The organism is Burkholderia sp. MSHR3999, from assembly GCF_000833595.1.
In the GTDB taxonomy this organism is placed as follows: domain Bacteria; phylum Pseudomonadota; class Gammaproteobacteria; order Burkholderiales; family Burkholderiaceae; genus Burkholderia; species Burkholderia ubonensis.
In genome coordinates this window covers 1962761-1988186 of the sequence record NZ_JRFO01000007.1, presented here as the reverse complement: position 1 = coordinate 1988186, position 25426 = coordinate 1962761, and the positions used below count along the sequence as shown (strand labels likewise).

The 25426-nt window shown below is 70.3% G+C and carries 11 protein-coding genes and 2 pseudogenes; 6 read left to right on the top strand and 7 right to left on the bottom strand.

Annotated elements, in window-relative coordinates:
• Positions 1-9 precede the first annotated feature (9 nt).
• Positions 10-11922 (bottom strand): LWXIA domain-containing protein, encoded by an 11913-nt coding sequence (locus tag KY49_RS32115; protein ID WP_042588303.1) that lies wholly within the window; start codon positions 11920-11922, stop codon positions 10-12.
• Positions 11923-12449: 527 nt separating this feature from the next.
• Between KY49_RS32115 and KY49_RS32110 the strand changes: the two are divergent.
• The 4 genes and pseudogenes from KY49_RS32110 to asnB form a co-directional block, all read left to right on the top strand.
• Positions 12450-12977 (top strand): annotated as a pseudogene (locus KY49_RS32110) (hypothetical protein); the annotation flags it as partial.
• Between the two features lie 11 nt (positions 12978-12988).
• The gene (gene sctT, locus KY49_RS32105) at positions 12989-13798 is read left to right on the top strand and encodes a type III secretion system export apparatus subunit SctT (RefSeq protein ID WP_042588302.1); all 810 of its coding nucleotides are present in this window, start codon (positions 12989-12991) and stop codon (positions 13796-13798) included.
• A gap of 9 nt (positions 13799-13807) precedes the next feature.
• Entirely contained in the window at positions 13808-14839 is a 1032-nt protein-coding gene (locus tag KY49_RS32100) for an EscU/YscU/HrcU family type III secretion system export apparatus switch protein (protein ID WP_042588301.1), read from the top strand.
• A gap of 298 nt (positions 14840-15137) precedes the next feature.
• Positions 15138-17107: pseudogene (gene asnB / locus KY49_RS32095) on the top strand (asparagine synthase (glutamine-hydrolyzing)).
• 42 nt (positions 17108-17149) lie between these two features.
• On the opposite strand, the gene KY49_RS32090 reads toward asnB, so the two are convergent.
• The 6 genes from KY49_RS32090 to KY49_RS32065 all read right to left on the bottom strand — a co-directional run bounded on the left by KY49_RS32090 (position 17150) and on the right by KY49_RS32065 (position 23445).
• Entirely contained in the window at positions 17150-17875 is a 726-nt protein-coding gene (locus KY49_RS32090; protein WP_442854661.1) for a lytic transglycosylase domain-containing protein, read from the bottom strand.
• Positions 17876-17952: 77 nt separating this feature from the next.
• The gene (gene sctR / locus KY49_RS32085) at positions 17953-18621 is read right to left on the bottom strand and encodes a type III secretion system export apparatus subunit SctR (protein ID WP_010099708.1); all 669 of its coding nucleotides are present in this window, start codon (positions 18619-18621) and stop codon (positions 17953-17955) included.
• 3 nt (positions 18622-18624) lie between these two features.
• Positions 18625-19773 (bottom strand): type III secretion system cytoplasmic ring protein SctQ, encoded by a 1149-nt coding sequence (gene sctQ, locus KY49_RS32080; protein ID WP_042588299.1) that lies wholly within the window; start codon positions 19771-19773, stop codon positions 18625-18627.
• Positions 19774-20017: 244 nt separating this feature from the next.
• Complete coding sequence (locus tag KY49_RS32075) at positions 20018-20416, bottom strand: winged helix-turn-helix domain-containing protein (protein ID WP_042588298.1); 399 nt, start codon at positions 20414-20416, stop codon at positions 20018-20020.
• Positions 20417-20773: 357 nt separating this feature from the next.
• On the bottom strand, positions 20774-22981 hold the full coding sequence (locus KY49_RS32070; protein WP_042588900.1) for a xanthine dehydrogenase family protein molybdopterin-binding subunit: 2208 nt from the start codon (positions 22979-22981) through the stop codon (positions 20774-20776).
• Positions 22982-22983: 2 nt separating this feature from the next.
• A complete protein-coding gene (locus KY49_RS32065; protein WP_010089798.1) occupies positions 22984-23445 on the bottom strand; it encodes a (2Fe-2S)-binding protein in 462 nt (153 codons plus the stop codon).
• A gap of 187 nt (positions 23446-23632) precedes the next feature.
• Here KY49_RS32065 and KY49_RS32060 point away from each other — a divergent pair, with 187 nt between their 5' ends.
• Together KY49_RS32060 and KY49_RS32055 are read left to right on the top strand one after the other, a co-directional pair.
• Positions 23633-24556: an AraC family transcriptional regulator gene (locus tag KY49_RS32060; RefSeq protein ID WP_042588297.1), complete on the top strand. Its 924-nt coding sequence runs from the start codon at positions 23633-23635 to the stop codon at positions 24554-24556.
• 335 nt (positions 24557-24891) lie between these two features.
• Positions 24892-25413, top strand: a complete 522-nt coding sequence (locus KY49_RS32055) for a hypothetical protein (protein WP_042588296.1) — start codon at positions 24892-24894, stop codon at positions 25411-25413.
• Positions 25414-25426 lie beyond the last annotated feature (13 nt).

Here is a 25426-nt window from a genome sequence, read left to right as displayed (position 1 = left end):
CGGCCTCGCTCAGCCGACGACGAGCGGCGTGCCGATCGACAGCTGGTTCGGCGCGGCCGCCACGTTCGGGTTGAGTTGCAGGATCTCCTTGAGCGCGGCCGCATCCTGGTCGTCCGGGCGCATCCCGCGCTGCACGTCGCGCGGGATCTGCGCGGCGTCGAGCAGCGTGCCGCGATTCTGGCCCGCGATGCTCCACAGCGTGTCGCCGTCGACGACGAAGTAGCGCTTGGGTTGCGCGGGCGAGGGCGTCGAGGAAGACGACGGGTTCGCGGGCGGCGTCGCGGAGGCGGACGCCGACGGGTTCGCGGAGGCAGACGGCGACGCGGTTGGCGACGGACTCGCGGACGGCGTCGCGGAGGCGGACGGCGACGGACTCGCGGACGGAGTCGACGGCTGCGTTCCAGCGCCCGTCGAGCCGGATTGATTCGCGTGCTTGTCCTTGTCTTCGAGGAATGTGTAGATCATGGTGCCGACATAGATCGCGACCGGGGCGAGCATCGCGATGGACGGGATCCGGCCGGTGACCGGCTTCACCAGGTTCGGGAAATGCGCCTCGACGCGCGCGAGCGCAAGCAGGGCCGTCGACGCCGATCCCGCGAACGCCAGCGGCAGGTCGGTGTGGAACTTCGCCGTCGGTCCGACGAACAGGCTCGCATAGCCGGCCGCGATCGACGCGAAGTCGGACAACATGTCGACCGCGCGCACGGTCCGGCTGCGGCGCTCGAGCGACAGGTCGCGCGCCGCGCTGAAGTGGACGGCGGCCGTATAGCCGAGGCCGAGGAGTGCGCCGATGCCGCCGAGGTCCGTGGCGAGCGTCGCCTTGTCGACGAAATGCTTGTAGACCGCCCCTTCGATCAGGCCCGCGTACGCGGCGAGCGCCACCGTGCGGCCGAGCTTGCCGAAGAAGCGGCGCGGATTGCCCTCGTGCATCTGCTGGAGCGACGTGCCGCCCAGCACGCCCTGCATCTGCGCGAGCATGTCGTTCGCGATCAGCTTCGTGTAGTCGACGGCGTCGTCGGCGGACATCAACTGCTCGCGGTGCAGCCGAAGCAGGTTGTCGACCTTCAGGCGCGCTTCGTTCGCGAGCAGCAGCAGGGCGGGGCCGCGCGTGTCCTTGTCCATGTTGTGCGCGTCGAGCTGGGCGCGCAGGTGCCGCACGAAGCGGTCGATCGTGGCGCGGAACAGCCGCGGATCCCCGGCCTGCAGCGCACGCACCGAATCCTGGTGAAGCGCCTGCACGAGACGCCCGGCGCGCACGCCGGCGAACATGCCGTTCGAGGCCTGGCTGAACGTGTCGGAGCCCATGCCGACGAAGGGGGCGCCAATGCCCGCGGCCAAGCCGAGCACCGCCGACGAAACGTTCGGCCAGGTGAACCAGTCGCGAAAGCCGCCCCCGGGCTGCATCCGCAGCGCATGCAGCACCGCCTCGGCTTCGCTGGCCTGCGCCTCCGCCTCCGCTTTCGCCTGCTGCGGCGCCTGCGTCCGTTGCTGCTGCCTGGCTGCCGCGCTCGGGCCGCGCTCGCCCGACTGCTGGCTGACGAGGCGGCTGTCGCTGAGCGGTTTCGAATCGTCGACCAGCAGCTCGGGCTGCTGTACCACCTCGTGCCAGTCGGTCGGTTTCTGGTGGCTTGCGTCGGGCAACGTCCGCCGCGCCGGATCGTCGATCTTGCCGCCGACGTCCCGCAGCCAGTCCTCCGTGAATTCGACGGCCGCCGCGTTGCGCGACGGCGCTTTTTTCCAGTGCTCGCTCGCGTAGCCGGCGACCGCATGGCGAGCCTGATTCAGCAGCTTCGTCGTATTGCCTTCGTACAGGCGCGTGATGAGCGCATCGATGGCCTCGGGCGTCATCTCGTTCTCGCGGCCGATCCGTTCGATTTCGGCGAACAGCAGCTGGTGCTGGCCGGCGAGCGTGTCGGCGTCGAGGCGCTCGAATACGCGGGTCAGCGCGTCGGCGCCATGCAGGCGCTCGAACGTGGCCGCGCCTTTGCCGCTGCTCGCGCGCTCGACCAGCATTTTCGCGATGGCGGTCGTCAGTTCCTGGTTCGCGATGAAGTCGGAGCCGTGCGTCGCGTACGACAGCCCGACGTGCACCCACTGCAGCATCGGGGCGTCGAGCAGCGCTTCCACGAGCTTGACGTGGCCCGCGCCCGGCACCGGCTCGAGCACGCTGTCCCAGCCGTGGAAGGTGACCATCACGTTCGGCGCGTGCTTGCCGGGGTTCGCCAGCGCCCATTTCTGGAGCATCGACGCGAGCCGGACGTAGTCTTCATAGTGGTCGTTCGTGCCGGGCTGGTTGCGCTGGTCGTTGCGCGACACGAGCGCGCGCGCGGGCGCGGTTTCGAAGCGCAGCAGGAAGCCGGCGTCGCGCGCCGCGTCCAGCCACGCGTTCAGCGCCTTCTGGGTCAGGTCGTCGAGATGCGCGACCTTGCCGTTCTCGCCCGTGATCGTCGCGGTGTCCCGGTCGAGCGTCGCACGCGCCGGATCGCCCAGCGCCTTGACGGCGGCGACGAAGTCCGGATCGAGCCTGGCGCCCTGCGCGACGGCGAGCGAATGCGCGTCGAGGACGATGGTGACGACCGGCCGCACCGCGCCGTGGCGGTGGATGTCGCGGAGAAACAGGTTCGGGTCGTCGGTCAGCCGGTACGCGCGCGTCATCGGCACGGTCCGATACTGCACGGCGCGGCTCGACGCGAGGAACCTGCCGATCAGTCGCCGGTCGATCGTCGCGGCCGCGCTGAGCGCGTGCTGCAGGCGCTTGCGCGGCGACAGGCGTTTGCCGTCCGGCGATACGCGGGCGCGGCTGGGGCCGGCGATCGCCTGGTTGCGTCCGACGGGCAGCCAGTTTCCCAGTGCGCGCCATCCCGGCCCGTCCACCATCACCGCAGGCGGCGCGCCGTCGGCGGGCGCGTCATCCAGCTCGAGCCGGCCGCCGCGTGGGTCGCGCTCGCGCTTGACGAGTTCCTTGAGCCGCGCGACGTGCGCGAGCGGGTCCGGCATGCCGCCGTCGCCGTAGCGCCGCCGCCATTCGACGAGCGTCGAGCTGACGAGCGCGGGCTGGTAGGGCTTGATGTCGAGCACCGGATGTTCGGGCGCAGGCTGTTTCTGCTTGCGCGCGAGCGTGGTCCGGCGTTCGATCTGCTTCGTGAGTTCCGTGCGCAGGTCCGTCGTGACTCGCTTCTGCTTCTCCACCCATTTCAGCAGGCTGTCGACCCGCTTGCGCTGCTTCGTGTCCCGCAGGCGCTTCATCCATTCGATGCGATCGTCGAGCGCCTTCAGTCGCGTGCCCGGCGCATGCGCCTGCAGTTCGTCGGGCGACAGTTCGGTGAGCAGCATGTGCACGTTCGCGCCGTACGGGCCGCCGCCGATCGGCGACGCGTCGAGCGGCACGCCCGCGCCGCTCGGCTTGCGCCAGTTGCCGTACCAGCGCAGTTCGCCCTCGCTGTTGGGCAGGAGGACGCCGTCGGGCTTGTCGAGCGCGTGCGCGAGCGGTTTGCCGGTGTCGTACACGTAGATGCGATGCGTGCCGGGATCGAGGCCGCCCTGCTCGGCGATGGTGAGCAGGTGCACGGTGTTGTGTCCGCTGAAATCGAGCGCGTGCCCCGCGTCGGCGGGCAGCATGTGCGCGGCGACGAGCGCGGCGCGCAGGCCGGATTCGCCTGCGAGCGAACGGGCCTGGGCGATCGCGCGGCTGGTCTGGCGCTTCAGCAGCACGGCCGTGCGGGTGCGCACGAACGTCGCGGCGTGGTTGCCCAAGTTGGCGAACCGCGCGATCCACCGATGGCTTTGGTAGCGCGCCATGCGCCGCGGCAGCGGATCGAGCTTGCCTTCCTTGCGCGGTTTCGGCGGCCTGGCCGCGTCGAAGCGGCCGATGCGCGCCATCAGGTCGGGACCGACGCCGGTCGTGACGAACTCGACGCCGCGCTGTCGTGCGCGGGACAGCGGAATGCGCCGCTGCCGGCCGCCGGGCCTCACGGGCACGTTCCGATGCCGCTGGAACGCGTCGATCAGCGGGCGCGCGGCCACTTTCGTGCGATCCAGCGGCGCCTTTTCCTCGTACTGCCAGGTGCGGGCGGCGGGGTCGTACGTCGCGTGCCCGAGGATCTCGCCGGTCTTCTCGTCGACCGCGTAGATCGTGTCGTCCGGCCGGGCGTGTTCGGCCGCCTGCTTCGCATTCGAATGGCGGACCGCCGAATCGAGCGCGTCGATCGCATCGGCGAGCGCGTCGTCGACCGGATCGGCGTGGGCGATCTCGATCGCATCGCCGCCTCGCGCCGGTTCGATCTTCGACGGGCCGCCCATCCGTTGCAGTTCGTCGGGCGACACTTTCGAGACGTAGAAATCGAAAGCGCTGCGCGCTTTCGCGGCGTCGGCGCGCTTTCGCGCATCGATCCGGAGCGACAGCGCATTGTCGAGCTGCGTGCTTTCGCGGCCCGACAGCGTGCCGCGCCATGTGACATCGATCCTGCCCGTCGCGCTGACGCGCGCCGTCGCGACGAATTCGGGCGGCGCGTCCGTCCCTAGCTCGCCAGCCCGCGCGATCAGCACGTGCACCTTGCGGCCGGTGCCGCGGATCAGGTTGCGCAGCTTCGGCGCGTGCCGGCCTTCGATGCGCTTGAGCGTGCGCAATCCGCGCGCGTCGAGCCACGTGCGCGCGCGGGTCATCTTGTCGCCTGCGCGTGCGCCGCCGGCTCCGGCTGCGCCGGGCGTTCCGGTGGCCCCGGCAGCCCCGGCGGCACCGCCCGTTCCGCCCGTTCCGCCCGTTCCCGCCGCGGAGGCGAGCTTCGGCACGCGGCCGCCGGGGTTCGCGGCCTGCGCGTGCCTGCCGTACTGCTCGCGGTAGGTCAGGTTGCCGGGCAGCGACGTGCGCGTGTCGCCGAAGCGTTCGGCGAGCGCGCGCAGCGCGTCCGGATCGCCGCTCGCGTACGCTTGGTCGGCGGCCTCGGCGAGCCCGTCGGGCAGCCGCACGTGCTCGGCGATGTCACGGCCGGTTGCGCCGAGAATTTCGTCGCGCACCCGGGATGCGTTGACTTGCGCGCGCGCCTCGGCGAGCAGCAGGTTTTCCACATAGGCCTCGGGATGGCCGGGATCGAGGTTGAGCGCGCCGGTCTCGATATCGACGCCGTGCTGCACTTCGTGCGCGAGCGCGTAGACCAGCGTGCCCGCGTAGCGCCGGTTGCCGTCGAGGAAGAGCGTGCGTGCGTCGGGGTCGGCGTACTGGCCTTTGCCGCTCGTATCGAACTTCACTTGCCAGCCGCGGCTTCTCAGGAGCCGCATCTGCGCCTTCAGCGTCGGCGATTGCCGCGCGAGCGCGTGCATCCGCATCCGCAACACGACGCCGCGGAACCGCGTGACGATCTGGCTGACGACGCCGTTGCGCTGGGCATACGGCGCGGCGCCGGCCTCGCCGGCCTCCGGGTGGGCGAGACGGATCCGGCCGGTCGACATGCCCTCCTTGAGCCGCGCCACGAGCTCGTCGATCCGCTCGACCGACATTTCGTATCCGTGGGATTCCGGCGCGATCGGGCCGGGATCGTGCAGCAGCACGTTGCCGTTGCGAGCGAACAGCACCTGGAAGTCGTAGAGCAGGCGATGCTGTTCGGTCACGCGGCGGATCAGCGCGAGCGTATCCATCCCTTTCTTCTGCGACACGACGTCCGGGAGGCGTCCGGCCGATTCGACATCGACGCTGCTCATCTGGGCCGACGGCGTCATCAGCGCGGCGAAGCGATTGGCGACCGAGAACGGCCCGTCGATGGTGCTGGTCGGCAGGTGGTACACATCCTTGAGTAGCTGCAGCCCGTCGCGCTCAAGCTCGATTTCCTCGTCGGCGTATTCGCGGGCTTTCGGCGAGCGGTTGCGAAACACGCCGATCACCTGTTCGGCGCCGGCGTCGAAGGTCGTCTTGTTGGCGCCCGAGCCGAGCACCGGGCCGAGATAGTCCGCCGGATCGACCGGGCGCGACGGATCGCCCGCGAGATAGAGGCCGCCGCGCGCGTGATCGACCGACAGCACGCCGACCGACGGCCGGTGATAGGCGGCGGGCACGTAGCGGGTCATGCCGGTGAGGTCGACCGGCATGCCCTGTGCGTCGATCGCGTCCGGATGCGGCACGTAGATGGGGCGCTGCCACAGGTTGGCGAGCTGCGCGGCCGCGCCTTCGTTGGCATGGCGGGCCGACAGTATCAGCCGGGTGTCGCCGTGGGTCGGGGGGGCCTGGATCAGCGCGAAGCCATGCGGATCGACCGGCGCGCCGTCGGCATCGAGCAGCGTGCCGTCGCGCTGCGTCCCGGCAGGGAGCACCGCGAGCTGCCGGGCCTGGTCGATGAACAGGTTGCGGCTTTTCGCGAACGACAGGCCGCCGGCGGGCGTGACGTCGCCGTCGAGCGGCGACACGCCGCGCTCGGCATGCCGCATCGTCCACGCGACCCGCCGGGCCTGGACGTCGCGCATCGTCGTCGGCGGTTCGCCGGACGCGGACGTTTCCTGCGGCGCCGGCATCGTGCGGCCGGCGCGCGCCGGGTTGCGATCGTACGCTTCGCCGTAGAACGACGCGTAGGTCTTGCCGTTCGCGCCGGAAACGGGCGAGCGCGCGAACGCGTCGGCCAGCGTGTCGACCGTGCCCGCGTAGTCGTGCGACCGTTGCCAGTTGTCGGCCACTTCCTGGATCGGGTCGGGCAGCCGCACGCCGGCGGCGATGTCGACGCCGGTCGCCATCTGGATTTCGTAGCGCGCCTCGAACGCGTTGAGCTGCGCGCGCGCCTCGGCTTCGAGCGCCTTGCGCGTGAAGCGGCGCTTGCCGCTGTAGTCGAGCCCGAGCGTGCCGCTGATCGCCTCGACCGCGTGCTCCGTCTCGTGCGCAAGCACGTAGGTCATCGCGCCGGCGTGCGTGAGGCTGCCGTCGAGCGTCACGCGCTTTTTCCGCGCGTCGGTCCGGCTGCCGCCGCCGCGCTTGCCGACGCGCACGCGCCAGCCGTTGTCTTCGAGCATCCGCAATTGCTGGGCGAGCGTGCCCGATTGCTGCGCGAGCGCGCTGACCTCGTTCGGCAGCGGCGCGCCGCGCATGCGCATCTGGATGCGCGCGATGAGCCCGGGTTTGTCGCCGGACGGCCCGACCTCCGTCATTTCCGGGTGCGCGAGCTCGACCTCGCCGGAGCTGATGCCTTTCGTCAGCGCGGTGAGCTGCTGGTCGACCGTGTGCTCCGCGGCCTGGTACGCGTCGTGGTCGAGCGCGATGCGGCCGGGGTCCGAAATGAGCAGGCGGCCGTCGGCCGTGTAGATGCCCTGCACGTCGAACCAGATCCTGTCGTAGGCGATCTGCGCCTTCAACTGTCGCAGCAGATGCAGCGTCTCGGCCTTCACCACCGGCGGCAGGCGGCCTTGCTGCACGTCCTGCGTATGCAGCACGCCGCGCGGCGTGTACAGCACCGCCACCCGGTTCGCGTGCGAGAACGGGCCGTCCATCGACACCGTCGGCAAATCGTATTCCGCGCGCAGGAAGCCCAGCGCGAGCCGTTCGTCCCGCGCCCGCTCGCGCACGGATTCCGGCGAATCGGAAGGGCGGTCGTACAGGCCGACGACCGCGCCGCGGCCGAGCGAAAACACGACTTTTTCCTGACCGAACCCGAGCATCGCGCCGAGATGTTCGTCGAGCGGGACGGCTTTGCCGGTCGTGGCCTGGAACACCGTGTTCCCGTCCACGTGCAGCGGGCCGAGATCCACTTCCGGATGCGGCGCGGGCGCGAAGCGCACGTAGCCGTCCGTCGCGCGCAGCGTGCCGTTGGGATCGAGCGCGCCGCGCGGCGCGAGGAACACCGGCCGGTTCCACACGTTCGCCAGCTCGGACGCGAGCGCGGCGTCGGCGCTTGCGCCGATCAGCACGATCGGCTCCGCCATCGTGGCGGGCGAGCCGAGCGCGAAGCGCGCCTGCAAGGCCAGGCCGTGCCCGCCGGGCGGCGCGCCGTCCGCCGTGGCGAACGGGCGGCCGGCTTGCCCGTTGCGCACGACGTACAGCTTGCGTCCGCCGTAGCTGTGCTCCTCGACGAGCGGCCGCAGCCACTGCTTCGTCACGGCTGCGTCGCGCGGGACGAAGCCGTCCTGGAACGGCACGGCGCCGAACGCATTGAGGATCGTCCATGCGACGCGCTCGCGGAACGTCATCGGCTCGAGCGGGCCGCCGGCGCCTTGCGCATCGGCGACGCGCCGGTACCGGATCGGGCTGGCCGCATTCGAGCGCGCGTCGCTTTGCCGTGTTTCGCTCTGGCGGTTTTCCGCCGACGTGAGCCGCGTGCCTTCGGTGGTTTCGGCGGCGCGCTCGTGCACGATGTCGTCGGATTCGCGACGCAGTTCCGACGCCGCGCGCGAGGTGGCGGCGACGGGCTCGTCGAGCGCGTGCGGCGCGGCCGGGTTCGCGCGGCCGGTCTCGTCGGGCCGGGGTTGTTCCGGGGCGTCCTGCGCAGCCGCCACGACGGGCGAGTCGGACGGCGGCGGCGCGAGCTCGTGCGCGTATTTCAGCGCGAAGTCGCCGGACAGGCTGAGCGCGCCGTTGTCGTCGGCGGTGATGCGCGCGTCCGTCTTGTACGCAATGAAGCGCGTGCGGAACCTGCCCGCGACGCGTTGGCCGAGCGTGATCGTCCCGTCCCGGTCGAGGAAGGCGGTCGATTGCGTCTGGTTGCGCGCGCCGGTGTTGACGTCGTTGCCGCGATTCAGCACGCGGATCGGCATGCCGTCGTAGGTGAGCATCTTGCCCTCGGCCATCAGCGTGCCGTCCTTCGCGACGGTGATCACCTTGCCGTCGAGCGTCGCCTGCTGGCGGCCGACCCGCATGGTGGTGGACGGGGCGTACTTGTCCTGGCCGATCGTCACGCGCTGGTCGCCGATCGACACCGAGCGATTGCCGAGATCGCGCGCGCCGAAGCTGCCGGTGCGGCGCACGATCGTGTTCGACAGCGTCTTGAGCTGGCGCGGGCCCACCACGAGGCCGGCGTTGAGCAGGAGCGATTCCGCGTCCGCCGTCAGGCGCTCGGTGTGGCCGGTGGCGGCGTCGTAGCCGAGCTGGCCGGCCGCTTCGGCCGCGCCGCCGAAGCCGGAGATCTTGACCGCGGACTGCGTGCCGGCCTTCAGGCCCGCCGTGACGGCCGATGCGTCGCGGCCGGCCGCCGTGATGGCGCGCACGCCCGTGCCCGTGCGGCTCAGGAACGTGAGCCCCTTGCCGAGGGCGCTGACGCCGACCGGCAGCAGGTTGACGTAATCCGCGCGGGCGCCCGCGTCGAACGGGCTCAGCGTGCGGTCGTGCTCGATGCGCTGGCTGACGTCGTAGCCGGCGTTCAGGATGGCGGCGCCCGCGGCCGCGCTCATCACGTCGGCGCCGATCACGTTGAGCGCGACGCCGAGCGGCGCGCCGACCGCCGTGGCGTCGAGAATGCCGCCGACGATTTCCATCCCGATTCCGGCGCCCATCGCCAGCAGGTTCCAGTTGCTGGCACCCGCGACGTGCAGCGCGTCCTTCCACCAGCTGTCGTTGTGCGCGGTATCGTGCCGGTCGACCTGCGCGACGCCGTTCGCGTCGTAGCCGGTGGCGATGTCGAGCGTGCCGTTCGAATTCAGGTCGTTGTCGTCGAGGAAATTGCCGATGCTCGAATACTTCGAGCCCTGGTCGTCCACGTAATGCGTGTCGCCGTCCTTGCCCGTCACCTTGAAGATCGCGCTCGTCACCAGCCCGGCGTCCTTCGACGCATAGACGACCGGCATCACGTTGACGCGCGTCGCCGCGCCGCCGCCGACGTCGAGCAGTTCGTCGCGGACCTTGTTGATCGTTTCCAGCTTCTTGCGGTCGGTGAACTGCTCGGCATGCGGATCGCCGCTCGCGTGGTCCGGCGACAGCCCGATCGCGACGCCGACGAGGTTGCGCTGCTGCGTGTCGTCCAGCTTGCCGAAGTCGATCGTCGCGCCGTGCTGCGTCGCCTCGCCGGCCTGGTCCAGCATCGTCTGCGACAGCTCGTTGCGATGCGCGTGAAAAAAATCCGACAGGGCCTTGGCGGACGCCTGCTGGTCCGCCTCGGTCTGCGGATTGCGCAGCTTCTCGTCGAGCTGCGCGTCGAACTGGTTGAACAGCACCTGCTGGTGGAGCGAGTCGCTCGCCAATTGCGTCTGCCGGACCGTCGTGTTCGCGTCGTTGAGCGTCGCGCGCGCGTCGGAGAGTGCCTGCGCATACGGGTTCACGACGAACGGCACCGGCGCGGTCAGCGCAATGTTGGCCGGCGCGCCCGCGGGCCGCGTGTTCGCGAACGGGCTCGTCGCGGCGCCGGCGCCGTGCTCGTCGTTCCATTTGTCGTACTGCTTCTGCAGATCGTCGACCTTGCCTTTCAGCTCCGACTGCTTCGCCTGCGCGTCGGCGAGCGCCTGCTTCATCGCGGCGTCGCTGGCGGCCGTGCCGAGCCGCTCGCTCGCCTGATGCAGCGACGACGCGACCGTCTTCAGCGTCTTGAGCGCGAGCGGCGTCGGATCGTCGACGGCGCAGATCGTGCGGTGGTCGTACTGGTCCTGCACGCCGGCCGCGACGTCGTCGTAGTGCAGGGCGAGGGCGCTGCCGTAGGCGGCGACGAAGCTGTCGTGAGCCGTGGCCGCGGCGTTCGTGCCTTTCGCGAGCGCGGCGGACGCGGCGCTCAGGTCGCGCTCGGGCTGCGGGTCCTTGATCAGGCCGCCGGGGTTGTCGTGCCGCCACGCGGTGGCCGCCTGCTTCGCGTCGTCGTACTTGCCCTGCAGTTCGACGACCTGCCGGTTCGCATGCAGCATCTGCAGATAGCCGCCGCTCAGGCGCGCGCTGGCCTGCGCGCGGTTCAGCAGATCCTTCTGCGCCGCGACGGTGGTGGACATCACCGTCGGGCCGAACTTGCCGGACACGGCGTCGTAGGTGATCTGGACGTCGGCGACTTTCGCCGCGTCGGTGGCCGCGCTCAGGCCCGCGTTCGCGTAGTTCGCCTCGTCGGCGGCGCTTTTCAGCGCTTTCCCGATTTCGTCCGGCTTGCCCTTGTCGGGCAACTGGATCACGCAGTCGCACTCGCGCTGCGCGAACTGGTGGTTGATGCGGACGACGGCGGCCTTGACCGCATCCGCGTAGGTGTCGTCCGACAGATACGACTGCAGTTGCGTCTGCGCGAGATCGCCGTTCGCGACGTCGGCGTTGACCTGCGCCTTCGCGACCCACAGCTTTGCGTCGGCGCTTTGCCACGCATCGTAGGCCTGAAGCTGCTGCGGCGACCAGTTGGCTTGCGACGCCTGGGTCGGATCGTCGCCGATTCCCGGCACGGCGGCTTTCAGCGCGGCGAGCGCGGCGTCGGCGCCGGCCTGCGCCGAGCCCGGCTGCTTCGGGTCGAGCGCCGCGTTGTCGTGCTGCGCCTGCTGGCCGTACGCGATCATATAGCCCGCGTCGGTCGTGACGTCGAGCGTCTTCTGCGCGCTGGCGGTCGCCGCCTTCGCCTGGGTGTAGGCGGCCTGCGCGCTGTCGATCGTGTCCTTCGACGCGGACGGGTCGCCCTGCGCGGCGGCGAGCGCCGTCTGCTTGGCCTGTTCGTCCTTCAGCGCCTGGTCGTAGTCCGTCTGCGCGCCCTGGATCGCCGCCTGCGCGGCTTTCGTGAGATCGTCGTCGACCGTGATGTCGGGGGCAGTCGGACGGTATTGCGCGGCGAGCCGCTGGATCAGCGCGGTCGCGGACGAGATGTCGGCGTTGGTCGGCTTCGACGGGTCGGTGTCGGGGCTCACCTGCACCGCGATCGGCGGCGGAGTCTGCGGCTGGGCCGGCTGTTTCGACGGGTCGCTCGCCTGCTGGGCAGCCTGGTTGGCGGCTTGGGCGCGTTCCGCCTCGAGCGTGCGCTCGAGAAACGCCATCCAGTTGACGCCCATCGAGACGCCGTCGATGTCCAGCATGAGTCTCTCCTCCCGTCAGTCCGTCATGGCGCGTGGATGCGTGCGATTCGGGGCGCATGGCGCCGTGGCACTGCAGTATAGGGACGCGCGCCGGCGCCCGGCCGCGGCAGGTTCGTAGCGGCGCGGCGCCGCCGCCGCGCCGCCGGGCGGCGGGCTACGAGATGGGGCCGCGGCTCCCGCGCCCGGGGTTTTGCGGGCGCGCGGACGGCCGCCGCCGGATTTCGTAGTCCGGTTTGCGCGGCGTTGCCGATCCCGCTTTCGCGCTACGAGGCGGACGCGTTTTCGTGCCGGCTCGACTCGCTACACTCGTCACGTTCCACGCACCCGGGATGCGGGGCCGCTGTCGCCCGCGCTCGCGCGCGACGACGACGAGACGACACGACAACAGGACGAAGGCACGATGGCGAAACCGAAGGCGCTTTCCCGTCACCGACGGCGGAAATCTCCCGTTGGCCGGGCGCGATCCGGCCGCCGCCCCGGTGCGTCGCCGTGCTCCGCCGCGCGGCTCGCGATGCCGGCGAACCACCATGTCTGAAGCCGACGACCGCGCGGTGCTCGCGACGCTCGCGCGGCTGAAGCGCGTGCGGGAAATGCGCAGCCAGCTCGCGAAGATCGCTGCCGCGCGCCAACAGGGGATCGCCGCGCAGAGCCGCCGCGCGCTCGATGCGGCGCATGCGCGGCTCGCGCAGCACGTCGCCGCGAAGGCGGCGGTCCAGACGCGGCTCGCCGGCGACGCGCGCGAGGCCCGCGCGCTGCAGAACGCGGCGGCCGACACGCGCACGTTCGACTGGCACATCGGCACTGCGAATCATTCGGTGCGCGAGGCGGCCGACGTGCATCGCGGCCACGAAGCGGAACTGGCCGGCCTGCAGCGCGCGGCGCGCAAGGCGAAGGCGGCCGAGGACAAGCTCGACAAGGCCGGCGAGAAGGCGCTGCACGCGCGCGCCGCGCGGATCGAGCGCGAGGCCGACGACGTGGCCGATGCGCATGCGGTGACGCGGTTCGCGATGGGCGGGCTGTCGGCGGGCGGCCTCGACGATACGCCGCCTTTCGCACCGGAGCGCCGATGCTAGACCAGGCGACCGGTTTCAACGACGTCGCCGCCGCGCTCCGGCCGCTGCTGTACGTGATGCCGCGCCTGCTGCCGATCATGTTCGTCGTGCCCGTGTTCAACGAGCAGATCGTCACGGGGCTCGTGCGCAACGGGATCGCCGTGGTGATCGCCGCGTTCGTCGCGCCCGCGATCGATCCCGCGCAGGTCGCCGCGCTGCCGTTCCTGATGTGGTGCCTGCTGGTCGCGAAAGAGGCGGTGGTCGGGGTGCTGCTCGCGGGCGCGTTCAGCGCGGTGCTGTTCGCGATCCAGGGCGTCGGCTACCTGATCGACTTCCAGACCGGCAGCGGCAGCGCCGCGTTCTTCGATCCGATGGGCGGGCACGAGGGCGGCCCGACGTCCGGCTTCCTCAATTTCGTCGCGATCGCGCTGTTCGTCACCGCGGGCGGGCTGCAGGTGCTCGTGCAACTGTTCGCGCAGTCGTACGCATGGTGGCCGATCGGCTCGCTCGGCCCCGATTTCTCGTCGATGCTGCAGACCTTCGTGGTGCGTCAGACCGACACGATCTTCGACTGGATGGTGAAGCTCTCGGCGCCGGTCGTGATCGTGCTGGTGCTCGTCGAGCTCGGCATCGGCCTCGTCGGGCGCGCGGTGCCGCAGCTCAACATCTTCGTGTTCGCGCAGCCGGTGAAGAGTGTGCTCGCGATGCTGATGATGATGCTGTTCCTGCCGGTCGTGTACGCGTCGCTGCATGCGCTGCTGAGCCCCGACAGCGGATTGATGGCGCTGCTGCGCGCGCTGTTCGCGCCGCACGGCGCGGCGTGAAGGCCGCGCATGGCCGAGAAGAACCAGAAGCCGAGCGCGAAGCGCCTGCGCGAGGCGCGCGAGAAAGGCGACGTGCCGAAGAGCGCCGAGACGATCTCGTCGGCGTTCTTCGTCGGCGCATGCGTCGCGCTCGCGGTCGGGCTCGGCGCGCTGTTCGAGCGCCTGCAGGGGCTGTTCCGGCTCGTGTTCGATGCGGTCGGCGCGGCCGATCCCGGCGCGCGGCTCGCGGCGCTCGTCGGCGGCGCCGCGCGCGACTGGATGACGCTGTCGGCGGAGATCGTCGGGGCGGGCCTCGCGCTCGGGCTGCTCGCGGGTTTCGTGCAGGTCGGCGGCGTGATGGCGTGGAGCCGCCTCGTGCCGCAGCTGTCGCGGCTCAACCCGGCCGAAGGGCTGAAGAACATGGCGTCGCTGCGCAACGTCGTCAATCTCGTGAAGATGCTGCTGAAGACGGTGCTGCTCGTCGCGACGCTCGGCTGGCTGATCGTCGAGTCGCTCGATCCGGCCGTGCAATCCGGCTTCTTGCGGCCGATGTCGATCCTCGCGCTGATCGTGAAGCTGCTGATGCTGCTGTTCGGCTGGGCGGCGCTCGTCTATGTCGTGATGGCGATCATCGACATCGTTCACCAGCATCACGAGTTCAACAAGAAGATGAAGATGTCGATCGACGAGGTGCGGCGCGAGCACAAGGACGACGAGGGCGATCCGCACATCCAGGCGAAGCGGCGGCAGCTCGCGCGCGAACTGCAGTATGCGTCGCTGCAGGACCGGATCGATTTCGCATCGGTGGTCGTTTATTCGTCGCGCGTCGCGGTCGCACTGTACTACGGCGGGATGGGCTCGCTGCCGTGGGTGCTCGCGCGCGGCGAGGGCGAGGCGGCCGAGCGGATCGTCCGGCTCGCGCGCGACGCGCTGCGCCCGACGCTCGCGAACGTCGGGCTTGCGCAGGCGCTGTACGACTCGACGCCGGAAAACGGCACGATCCAGCCGCGGCATTTCCGCGAAGTGGCGGCGCTGCTGAAGTGGGCGACGGGCGCGAATTGAGCGGCCGAAATTTCGGATTTCGAATCGGCGGCCGTTTTTATGTTCATTGCCGTTTCGGTTTCGCCATCCGTACCGTTTTCCGGTTTCGTTGCGGGATCTGCCCGGCGCGCCATCCGATGTGGCCCTTTCTCCATTTCCGCATGCGGCGCTTGACGCCGATTTTTTTAGATGGCTGACAACGGCCACCCAGATTTATTGATGAATAATTTCTCCGTAACATGGCCCGACCGTCTCGCCCGACGGCGTGCCGCGACGTGGCGCCGAGCGAGACGGGTTCGATCAATACACGGGCAAGAACATGTGCGGAATCGACGGCTTTTTGAACAGCGCCGCTTTCGATGAGGAGACAGCCCGCGCGACGCTCGCGCGGATGACGGCGAGCCTCGCGCACCGCGGGCCCGACGCGCAGGGAACCTGGCTCGATGCGCAAGCCGGGATCGCGCTCGGCCACCGGCGGCTCGCGATCGTCGATCTGTCGGTGCACGGCCGCCAGCCGATGGCGTCCGTGTGCGGACGCTTCGTCCTCGTCTTCAACGGCGAAATCTACAACCACCGGGCGCTGCGCGCGGAGCTGGAGCGCACCGGCCGCGCGCCGGCATGGCGCGGACACTCGGACACCGAAGTGCTGCTCGCGGCGATCGCCGCGTGGGGCGTCGAGGCGGCGCTGCGCCGCGCGACCGGCATGTTCGCGGTCGCGCTCTGGAACCGGGAGTCGCGCGTGCTGACGCTCGCGCGCGACCGGATCGGCGAGAAGCCGCTCTATTACGGACGGATCGGCGACGCGCTGGTGTTCGCGTCCGAGCTGAAGGCGCTGCGCAGCTTTCCGGGTTTCGACGGCGCGATCGATCGCGATGCGCTGTGCCTGTACCTGCGGCAGTCGAGCGTGCCCGCGCCGTACACGATCTATCGCGGCATCCGCAAGCTGCCGCCGGGGACGTTCATCCAGTTCGAGCATGCGCGCGACACGCCGCGCGCGCGCGCGCGTACTGGACGCTCGAACACGCGATCGAGGCTGGTCGCGCGGAGCCGTTCGAAGGCACCGCGCAGGAGGCGGTCGGCCTGCTCGACGGGATTCTCCGCAAGGCCGTTGCGCAGCAGATGGAGGCCGACGTGCCGCTCGGCGCGTTCCTGTCGGGCGGCGTCGATTCGTCGGCGATCGTCGCGCTGATGCAGGCGCAATCGGCGGCGCCGGTCGACACGTTCACGATCGGCTTCCACGAGGCCGGCTACGACGAGGCCGGCTATGCGAAGGCGGTGGCGCGCCATCTCGGCACGCGCCATACCGAGCTGTACGTGACCGCGGATCACGCGCTCGCGGTCGTGCCGAAGCTGCCGTCGATCTACGACGAGCCGTTTTCCGACGCGTCGCAGATCCCGACCTTCCTCGTCGCGGAGCTGACGCGCCGCCACGTGAAGGTGAGCCTGTCCGGCGACGGCGGCGACGAGCTGTTCGGCGGCTATACGCGCTATTTCCTGACGCCGCGCCTGTGGCGCAAGCTGCATCGCGTGCCGGCGGCCGTGCGCGCGCGGATCGCCGCCGCGCTGCACGCGCTGCGGCCCGATCACGCCGACCAGCTCGCGGCGGTCGCGCAGAGCGCGTGGAGCGGCGCCGAAGCGCGCGAGACCCCGCCGCGCATCGGCGACCGGCTGCACAAGCTCGGCCATGTGATGACCGCCGACAGCCGCATCGGGCTGTACCGGCTGCTGATGTCGGCGGTGCATCATCCGGAGCGCATCGCGCTCGCGGGGCAGGAGCCGCCGACGCCGCTCGACACCGCGAGCGCGTGGCCAGCCGACCTGACCTTCGCCGAGCAGGCGATGGCGATCGACACGCTCACGTACCTGCCGACCGACATCCTGACCAAGGTCGATCGCGCGGCGATGGCCGTCAGCCTCGAGACGCGGATGCCGTTCCTCGATCACCACGTCGTCGAATTCGCGTGGCGGCTGCCCGCGGCGCTGCGGCTGCCGGACGGCCGGTCGAAGGTGCTGCTGCGCCGCCTGCTCGATGCATACGTGCCGGCGTCGCTGATCGACCGGCCGAAGCAGGGCTTCTGCGCGCCGATCGATCACTGGCTGCGCGGCTCGCTGCGCGACTGGGCGCAGACGCTGCTGCATCCCGCGCGGTTGCGCGAGGAGGGCTTCTTCGATGCGGCGGCGGTCGAGCGCCTGTGGCGGCAGCACCAGACCGGCCGGATGAACTGGCAGCATCAGCTATGGACGGTGCTGATGTTCCAGGCGTGGCTCGAGGCGCAGCGCGCGGCCTGACGATCCGCGCGTCGATCCGGCTGGCGGCGCCGCGCGGCCGCCTCACTGATCGAGGCACCGCACGCACAGCCGCTTCGCCTCTGCCGCTTCCAGTCCCCGGCACATCATGACGACGGGACGTGCGCGGCACGACGGCGCGTCGACGGACGCAGGCGGCGAGGCCGGCCGCCGCGTGGGCTCGGGCGGCGCGGTCGCGGCCGCCGCGATGCGTCGCCGGCGCGCGGGCGGCGGTTCGTCGCGCGCCAGCGGAATCGGCTCGACGCCGCCTTCGCGCGCGTTGCTGCGCGCGCTTGCGATGACCCGGCTCACGTAGCCGCTCGAGAAGCCGGTCGTGAAGTTGCCGCTGTAGTAGCACGACAGCGCCGCCTGCAACGCGGCCTGCGCGGGCCGTCCCGTGCTGCTCGAGCGTGCGAAGCATTCGGTCAGGATCGCGCCGCCCGCCTGCAGGTTGCGGCACGGCTCGAACATCGTCGATTCGTCGAGCCCGTATTTCGCGAAGTTGCGCTCGTTGACCTGCGCGAGCCCGACGCTGTAGCTGATGCCGCGCGCGGCGAGCGCGCGCGTGGTGGCCTGCGCCTCGGCGAGCGACGCGGGCTGGCGCGTCAGGCGCGCGCCGACGACGCCGATCGCAAACGGGTTGAAGCCCGATTCGGTGCGTATCAATGCGGCGAGCGTCTGCGGGTCGACATTCGGCGCGCACGCGCGGGCCAGTTGCGCGAAGCCCGCTGGCGGCACGACGCGCGGTGCGGCCTGGGCGCGCTCCGGCATGCACGGTGCAAGCACGCACGCGGCAATCACGAGCGAGCACGCCTTCGACGCCCCATTCCGTCGCGGCCCGCGCGCGCTCATCCGGCCACCCGGTACGACAGCACGAGCCCGTGCACGAGCATCGCCCAGCCGTCGAGCGCGACGAACAGCAGCAGCTTGAACGGCACCGAGATCGTCGTCGGCGAGATCATCTGCATGCCGAGCGCGAGCAGGATGTTCGCGACCAGCAGGTCGACGACGATGAACACGATGTAGATCACGAAGCCGATCTGGAATGCCTTCGTCAGCTCGGCGAGCGTGAAGCTCGGCACCAGCACGAGCAGGTCGTCGTCCTTCACGCCTTCCGCGCGGTTCTTCGGCCACACCGACGTCGCGGTGCGCACGAAGAATTCGCGGTCGCGCTGCCGCGTGTGCGACACCAGGAAATCCTTGATCGGCGGCAGCGCGGCGTCGGCGAGCGCGCCGACGTCCGCGGTCGACAGCTGCCCCGACGCATCGAAATGCCGCTGCTGCAGCGCGTCGCGGATCGACATGCCGACCGGCGCCATGATGAACAGCGACAGGATCAGCGCGATGCCGTTCAGCACGAGGTTCGGCGGCACCTGCTGGATGCCGAGCGCGGAGCGCAGCAGGCCGAGCACGACGACGAGCTTCGTGTAGCTCGTCACCATCAGCGCGGCGAACGGCGCGATGCCGAGCGCGGCGATCACCGCGATCAGCGCGACGGGATTCGGCAGGCTGCCCATCGGTCAGCGCTCGCGCGGCGCGGGCTGCGTGAGCGTGACGACGCGCACGCCGAGCTTCTGGCCGACCGCGATCAGGTGGCCGGTGCCGATCAGCATCCCGTTCGCGACGAGATGGATCACGCTCTGGTTGATGCCCTGCTGCAGCTCGATCACCGCACCCGGCTGCAGCACGGCGAGTTCGCCGAGCGGCATCGACGTCGACGGCAGCTCGAAGCGCAAGTCCACCGCGAGCGCGTCGAGCGTGCGCGGCGCCTCATGTGGCGGCGCATCGGGCGACAGGGTGGGCGGGGTGTCGGTGCGGGTTGGTTCCAAGGGCATCTCCCTGATTCGTTCGACGGTCAGCCGGTTGCCGGACGGCCGTCCGGTGATTTCACACGCGGGCGCGGCCGGCAGCCGCGCGACGCACAGCAGGTTCTGTTCGTGCGCGCGCCAGTGCTCGATCGCGATGATGTCGCCGGCGACGACGTCGGCCAGCTCGGCCGTCGTCAGTTCGGTGCGGCCGATCTCGAACACGAGCGGCACCGGCAGGCCGGCGTAGACGGCGCGCGCGTCGGGCCGTGCGGCGGGGCGCTCGGCGAAGAACACCGCAAGCGCGTCCGGCGCGTCGAACAGCACCGCGCCATGGCAGCGCCACGCGCCGTCGGCGCGGCGCAGCTCGAAACGCAGCGCGGCCGGGGCCGCGCGCCACGCGGGCGGCGACTGAGGCGGAGGCAGCAACTCGACGCGCTGCCGCGTCGCGGCCTGCAAGGCGGCGCTCAGCGGTGCGCCCAGATCGGCGAGCAGCGCCGCGCGGATCACGGCCGGGACGGCGGGATCGGCCGCGTCGCCGAGCCATTCGGCTTCGGCGGCGGGATCGATCCACAGCGTGCCGGTCGCCGGGCCAACGACGAAGCGGTACGCGTGCGCGTCGGCAGCGGGTTGCGCATCGACGCGCCACCGCGCCTCGTACGCGTGGTCGCCGAGCGTGAGCGGCACGGCGGCCGTCGCGCCGTATGCGTACGACAGCCCGCGCGCAGCGGCGGCGGACAGGCGCGGCAGATGCGGCGACGCGTCGAGCGGGACCGCGGCTGCGGTGGAAGGCGCGGGGGCGAGAGGCGAGGCCCGATCGGCGGCGTCGTCGGCGTCGGCATTCGTCAGGGACAGCGCGTGCACGGCGGGATCGGGGCGGTTTCGGCGTCGGGACGACGGGTTGTTGGAAGGCCGGCGGCGCGGGGTGCGTGCGGCAGCTGCGACGATTGTAGAGACGGGCGGGGCGATGCATCGCGACGGAATCCGTAGTCGCGCGTGGCGGGCGGCGACGGGAGCGGCGCGGATTTACGAAGCAGGACGCGATGCGGCGGCCACCGCGCCGCGCGCCCGGATTCCGCAGGCGCGCGGCGCGGTGGCCGGGGAGCGCTCAGACGTAGTCGGCGACCCTGTCGTGCTGCGACACGGCGCGCACGGCGGGCGCCGGGTCGTGACGCTCGACGTGCGTCATCGCCGCGCCGAACAGCACGAGCCGATAGCCGACCGCGTAGATCGGGATGATCCGCAGGTTCTTGTCATGGTCGAGGCGCAGCTTCGCGCGGATGCGCGAGATGTGCGTGTCGAGCGTGCGCGACGACACGGCGAGCTCGCGGCCCCAGACCGCTTCCTGGATCGCCTGGCGCGGCACGATCTTGTTCATGTTGTCGAGCAGGAATTCGACGACGTCGAATTCGCGCGGCGTGACGTCGACCGGCTTGTCGTCGATCTCGATCGTGCGGCGCACGAAGTTGATCTTGATGTTGTCGATGTACAGGTACTTGCAATCCATGGCGGCCCTCGCATGTCCGTTGAAGGAGTGTTTCTGCCAATGGATTACTGCAAAGATCGGGCCATGCCGGTGAGCGACGGCGGCGCGCCGCCGCGCCGGGCGGCGGGAAGGCACGCGGGTGTTGAATCTCAAAGAATTTTTAACGCGGCGTGGACGGGCGGGGCGCGATGCGCTGCTGAAGGATTGTTACGTAGCATCGGCGGGGGATGTTACGGGCGTTACGTCAGATGTAACGTCGGGGGCGGGCGATGACGGGCGGTGACGCGGGCTGGGCCGCAGCCGGTCGGCGCGCATGCCGGAGCAGCGCGCCGGTTCGCTCCGCGCGAGACGCATGGGGGGAACCGGCGCGCCATGCCGTCACGCCTTCGCGCCATCCCCCGAATCGAACGGCAGCGTGTAATGCCGCTTGCCCGTCGCCGCGAAGATCGCGTTCGCGACGGCCGGCCCGACCGGCGCGACGCCGGGCTCGCCGACGCCGGTCGGCGCCTCGGCCGACGGCACGACGTAGACCTCAACCTTCGGCATCTCGGCGATGCGCAGCACCTGGTAGCCGTCGAAGTTGCGCTGCTCGACTTGGCCGTCCTTCAGCGTGATCGCGCTGTGCATCACCGCGCCGAGCCCGAAGCCGATGCCGCCTTCCATCTGCGCGGCGACGATGTCGGGGTTGATCGCGATCCCACAGTCGACCGCGCAGACGATGCGCTCCACCTTCACCTTGCCGTCCGCGCCGACCGATACCTCGGCGACCTGCGCGACATAGCTCTTGAACGCCTCGGCCACCGCGATCCCGCGCCCGCGCCCCTTCGGCAGCGGCTTCGCCGGGTCCCAGCCGGCCTTCTCGGCCGCGAGCTCGAGCACCGCGCGCATGCGCGGCTCCTTCGCGAGCAGGTCGCGGCGGAACGCGTACGGGTCCTTGCCCGCCGCGTGCGCGGCTTCGTCGATGAACGCCTCGACCGCATACGCGGTGTGCGAGCTGCCGACGACGCGCCACCACAGCACCGGCACGCCGGCCTTCGTGGTGGTCAGCTCGACCGACACGTTCGGCACCGCGTACGGCAGGTTCGCCGCGCCCTCGACCGACGTCGCGTCGATCCCGTTCTTGACCATCACCGCCTCGAACGGCGTGCCGGCGAGGATCGACTGGCCGACGATCCGGTGCCGCCAGCCGACCAGCTTGCCGTCCGCGGTCAGCCCCGCGTCGAGCTTGTGGACGTACATCGGGCGATAGAGGCCGCCCGTGATGTCGTCCTCGCGCGTCCACTGCAGCTTGACCGGCTTGCCGTTCGCGCCGAGCGCCTTCGCGATCGACACGGCCTCGACCACGTAGTCCGACCACGCGTTCGCGCGCCGGCCGAAGCTGCCGCCCGCGTACATCGTGTGGATCTTCACCTGCTCGGGCTTCAGGCCCGCGACTTGCGCGGCATTGGCCTGGTCGATGGTCTGGAACTGGTCGCCGGCCCAGATCTCGCAGCCGTCGGGCGTCAGCTTGACCACCGCGTCGAGCGGCTCCATCGGCGCGTGCGCGAGGTACGGGAATTCGTACGTCGCGCTGAGCTTGCGCGCCGCGCCGGCGATCGCGGCGCCGGCGTCGCCGTCGGTGCGGGCCGGCGCGCCGGGCTGGTTCGCGAGCTGCCGGTATTCGCGCAGGATCGCATCCGAGCCGCGCTTCTCGGCGTGCGTATCGTCCCATTCGACCTTCAGCGCGTCGCGGCCCTGTTTCGCGGCCCAGAAGCCCGTCGCGACGACCGCGACGCCGCGCGGCACCTGCACGACCGACACGACGCCCGGCACCGCCTTCGCGCCCGACGCATCGAACGACTTGACGGTGGCGCCGAAGCGCGGCGGCCGCTGCAGCAGCGCGACCAGCATCCCCGGGAACGTGACGTCGAGCGTGAACTGCGCGGTGCCGTCCGACTTCGGCGCGGCGTCGACGCGCGGGATCTTGTGGCCGATCAGGCGGAACTCCGCCGGCTGCTTCAGCGTGACCTTGTCCGGCACCGGCAGCTTCGCGGCTTGCGCGACGAGGGTGCCGTAGCCGGCCTGCCGGCCGGTCTTCGCGTGGATGACGAAGCCGTCCTTCGTCGTCAGCTCGCCGGCCGGCACGTTCCAGCGGGCCGCGGCGGCCGACACGAGCATCGCGCGGGCCTTCCCGCCAGCTTCGCGCAGCTGCTGCCACGAGTTCGCCATCGCCGAGCTGCCGCCCGTGCCCTGCATCGTGCCGAACGCCAGGTTCGCGTAGCGTTTCGCGTCGGCGGGCGCGCTCTCGACGCGCACGCTCGACCAGTCGGCGTCCAGTTCCTCGGCGACGATCGTCGCGATGCCGGTGTACGCGCCCTGGCCCATCTCGACGTGCTTGGCGACGACGGTGACGAGGCCGTCGGGCGTGATGCGCAGGAACGCGTTCGGCGCGAACCCGGCGGCGGGCGCGGTGGCGGCGAGCGCGCGGCGGCCCAGGCCGAACCATTCGAAGCCGACGGTCAGGCTGACGGCCGCGGCGCCGGCGGCCTTCAGGAACGTGCGGCGTGCGGGGCGGACTGCGTTCGGGGAATCGATTCCGGTCGTCATGATCATGCCCCCAGGGTTGCGGCGGCGTCGTGGATCGCGGCGCGGATGCGGGCATAGGTCGCGCAGCGGCAGATGTTGCCGTTCATCGCGGCGTCGATGTCGGCGTCGGTCGGCTTCGGGTTCTGCTCGAGGAGCGCGGTTGCGGACATGATCTGGCCGGACTGACAATAGCCGCATTGCGGCACCTGCAGCTTCACCCAGGCGGCCTGCACGGCCCGGGCGGGCTTGCTCTGAAGTCCTTCGATCGTCGTGACGTGCTTGCCTGCGATGCCGGCGACCGGCAGCACGCACGAGCGCACGGCCTGGCCTTCGAGATGGACCGTGCACGCGCCGCATTGCGCCATTCCGCAGCCGAACTTGGTGCCGGTGAGGCCGGCGTGTTCGCGGATCGCCCAGAGGACGGGCGTCGTCGGATCGACATCGAGCGTGACGTTCTTGCCGTTGAGGACAAACGATGTGGACATGGGGTGTGTCTCCGTGGGGAAAACCCGGTGCGAAGCCCGGATAGGCGGCAGTGTGCGCGACCGCGCGGCTTTTTCGTCTACCTAATTCTGCAAATTTCTTGAACGATCCTGCAAATTCCCGGCGTGAGCCCGCCGGCTTCGCTAAGCTCCCGCGACACGGGGAAATGAACGAATCGAGGGAATCCTGATGGACCTGACCGATATTGCCGCGTCGCGCGAATCCGGGCGGCGCGAACTGGCGGCGCTGATCAGCCGCTTTGCGCCGGTCGACGGCTCGCATGCGACGGCGATTCCCGCGCTGGCGTTTCACAAGCATACGCATCCGGTCGATCTCGGCTGCGGCGTGTCGCGCGCCGCGTTCGTGCTCGCCGCGCAGGGCGCGAAGCGGGTGGTGGTTGCCGATCAGGCCTACGAATACGACACGCAGCATTGCCTGATTACGTCGATCGACTTGCCGATCCTCTCGCGGGTGACGAAGGCGTCGCCGGACGCGCCGTATCTGTGCCTGTCGCTCGCGCTCGATCCGCAGCGGATCGTCGAGCTGGCGGCCGAGATGCGGCTGCCCGACGCTCAGCCCGGCCCGGAAGGCGAGGGGATCGCGCTGGCCGAGCTGACGCCGCCGCTGCTCGACGCGGCGTTGCGGCTGGTGCGGCTGCTCGATGCGCCGGCCGACATCCCGGTGATGGCGCCGCTGATCGAGAAGGAGCTGATCTACCGGCTGATGACGAGCGAGCAGGGCGCGCGGCTGCGGCACATGGCGGTGGCGGGGAGCCAGACGCACCGGATCGCGCGGGCGATCGAGTGGATCCGCGATCATTTCGCGGAGCCGATGCGGGTCGAGACGCTGGCGCAGGCGGTCAACATGAGCGTGTCGTCGCTGCATCATCATTTCAAGAACGTGACGACGCTGAGCCCGCTGCAGTATCAGAAGCAGCTTCGGCTGCACGAGGCGCGCAGGCTGCTGCTGCGGCAGGGCGGGGACGTCGGGTCGGTGGCCGCGACCGTCGGGTATGAGAGCGCTTCGCAGTTCAGCCGCGAATACAGCCGGCTGTTCGGCGCGCCGCCGTTGCGGGATGTCGTGCAGTTGAGGCGGAAGGAATTGCTGGGGTGACGTTCATTCGCCGCTGTCGCTGTATTGCGCGCGCCCGGGGCGTTCGCGCAATTTCTGTTGGAAGCGAATTGAAATTCGAATTCCGCTATACGTGAATGAACAACAAATCATGACGTAACCTCAGGTTCAAGCGAAAAAAGAACGGAATGTTTCGACGAACGTCATACGGGTGCCGCAAGTCGTTTATCGAAAGGCTGACAACCCAGACAGGGATTTGCACAGCCCGACAGAACCTGTCATCAAAATGTCGTTCAAGACTCCCCGCCGCATGCCGATAAATCACGTGTCGATCAACGTTAATCGCGCACGACATAAAAAACGCATCCGGGGGTAACGTGGCAGAGTGCAGCAACTGCGGCAAGACATTCTTCATCGGCGGCCAGACGATCGACCGTCACCGCTATTGCGGCGCGCAATGCGCGCAGGCGCACTCGGTGCTCGTCGTCGCCGAGCGCCTGCCCGCGGTCACGGTGCATCAATACGTCGACGACTGCCGGCACGGCCCATGCCCGATCTGCAAGCGCGAGGACGGCCCCATCGACGTCCATGCCGACCATCGCGTGGTGTCGCTGGTGTTCGTCACGCAATGGGCGACGCGCCGTCATGTCTGCTGCCGGCGCTGCGGCCGCAAGAAGCAGGCGATGGCGATTCTCACGTCCGCCGTCTGCGGATGGTGGGGGCTGCCGTGGGGCGTCGTGTTGACGCCGATCCAGATCGTGCGCAACGTCCTCGGCTTCGCGCGACGCGAGCCCGCGACAGCGACGCAGCAATTCGAGCAGGCGGTGCGGCGCAAGCTGGCCGCGCATCACCTGCGGCGCGCGCAGCACGCCGTCGAGCCGAGGCCGGAGATGGCATGACGGCATCCCGCCG